Raw genomic sequence first — 2,060 nt, 5'->3', positions numbered from 1 at the left:
CCGGTCTCCTCGCTGATGTACTCGGCGGCGAGGCCGGGGAACTCGGGGTGGGTGTTCAGCCCGGTCCCGACCGCCGTTCCGCCGAGCGCGAGTTCGCTGAGATGGTCCCGGACGTAGTCAACGCGCGAGAGTCCCTTTTCGATCTGCGAGCGGTAGCCGCCGAACTCCTGTCCGACGCGCACGGGCGTCGCGTCCTGTAAGTGCGTGCGGCCGGTCTTCACCACGCCGTCGTACTCCTCTTCCTTCTCGGCGAGGGCTTCGCGGAGGGTGTCGAGTGCCGGAAGAACGTCCTTCTCGACGGCTTCGAGCGCCGAAACGTGCATCGCGGTCGGAATCACGTCGTTGCTCGACTGGCCGAAGTTGACGTGGTCGTTCGGGTGGATCACGCGGTCCCCGATTTCCGCCCCGTAGATCTCGGCGGCGCGGTTGGCGATGACCTCGTTCGCGTTCATGTTCGAGGACGTGCCGGACCCGGTCTGGAACACGTCCACCGGGAACTGGTCGTCGAGTTCGCCCGCGATGACCTCGTCCGCGGCCTCGATGATGGCTTCCGCTTCGTCCTCCTCGATCATTCCGAGGTCGCGGTTCGCCTGCGCGGCCGCCTTCTTGACGATGCCAAGCGCGCGAATGAACCGTCGTCCGAACGTGATCCCCGAAATAGGGAAGTTCTCGACCGCACGCTGGGTCTGTGCACCCCAGTAGGCGTCGGCCGGTACCTGCATCTCCCCGAGGCTGTCCTCTTCGATTCGATAATCCTCGTCGCTCATGCGTTTGGAGGGTCGATGTGGGCGGGCGTAAAACCCACCGAAACGGGACTGAGTTGGTTTCGGAAGGGTAAGGGGGAATTGATTCCACGAAATTTGTCACAGAAATATTCACTCGGTGGCGAAGTAATCCAATAATGATTAAGTACCCCGTGACAAATGGTAAAGGTAGACGTGGATGATGTGCAGATATGACAGGTAAAAAATCCAACAACCTATCGCGGCGTAGCTATATGAAAGCAACCGGACTAGCCGGAACTGCCGGTCTGGCTGGTCTCTCCGGCTGTTCGAGCTTCATGGGTGGTGGCGGCAACAAGCAGCTGCTTCTCATGCACGGCTGGAGTCCTGGGGACGGACTCAGTGCTATCAAAAGCATGTACCAGGGGTTCGAGAAGGAGTACCCCGATGTCGATTCGAAACTCAAGGGCATCAGCGGCGGCGGAAACACGACCCTGAACACCGTCATCAACAACCGACTGAAGAAACAGAACCCGCCGGGAAGCTGGGCCGACTGGCCGGGGAAGAACCTGCTCCAGTTCCAGTCGAAGGACGGTAACATCCTCGGAGACATCGGTGACTCCGTCTGGAGCAAGAACAACATGAAGAAGGCCTACGCGAAAGGGCCGCGTAACGCCGGAAAGCCGGATGGAACGTACATCTGTGTTCCGACGAACATTCACCGGATGAACAACGTCTTCTACAACAAGAAGGTCCTCAAGCAGGCGGGTGTCAGTCCGGGAGACCTCAAGAGTCCGAAGGACCTGACCGACGCGATGAAGAAGGTCGAGAAGAACACGAACGCCGTCGGGATGGCTCAATCGACCAAGAGCCCGTGGACGACCCTTCAGCTCTGGGGCGCGGTGTTCCTCGGCCAGCAGGGCTGGGATGGCTACCAGAAGTTCATGGACGGTTCCATCGGCAAGGAACCCATCGCGAACGCGTTCAAGACGCTCGCTGACTACAGCAAGTACTTCTCGGACGACGCGGGCACCATCGGCTTCAAAGAAGGCAACAAGAAAGTGATGAACGGAAACGCGGCGTTCATCCAGCAGGGTGACTGGGTGGCCGGCATGTTCGCCGCAGACGACGGGTTCGAGTACAAGAAGGACTGGGACTACGTCGCCTTCCCCGGTACCGAGGGCTACTACGCGATGAACATGGACTCGTGGGTGTACCCGAAGAACACGCCCGCACCTGATGCCGCCAAGAAGTGGCTCCGATACGCCGGAACCAAGGACGCACAGGTCCGGTTCAACTCGAAGAAAGGCTCGATTCCGCCACGAACCGACGTGTCGA

General features: G+C 59.9%; 2 protein-coding genes. One reads left to right on the top strand and one right to left on the bottom strand.

Translation table 11 applies throughout. From position 1 onward, the window contains the following. Nucleotides 1-767, bottom strand: a 767-nt coding sequence (locus WBV42_RS10945; protein ID WP_423986058.1) for a lyase family protein, incomplete at its 3' end; no start/stop codon positions are given. 230 nt (nucleotides 768-997) lie between these two features. Here WBV42_RS10945 and WBV42_RS10940 point away from each other — a divergent pair. Then, the coding region (locus tag WBV42_RS10940) for an ABC transporter substrate-binding protein (protein ID WP_423986057.1) at nucleotides 998-2,060 on the top strand (1,063 nt) is incomplete at its 3' end.

Origin of the sequence: Haladaptatus sp. (assembly GCF_049589095.1) — an archaeon.
Taxonomy (GTDB): Archaea; Halobacteriota; Halobacteria; order Halobacteriales; family Haladaptataceae; genus Haladaptatus.
Note: the sequence above shows the minus strand (reverse complement) of the source record. Positions and strands in the feature narration are given on the sequence as shown.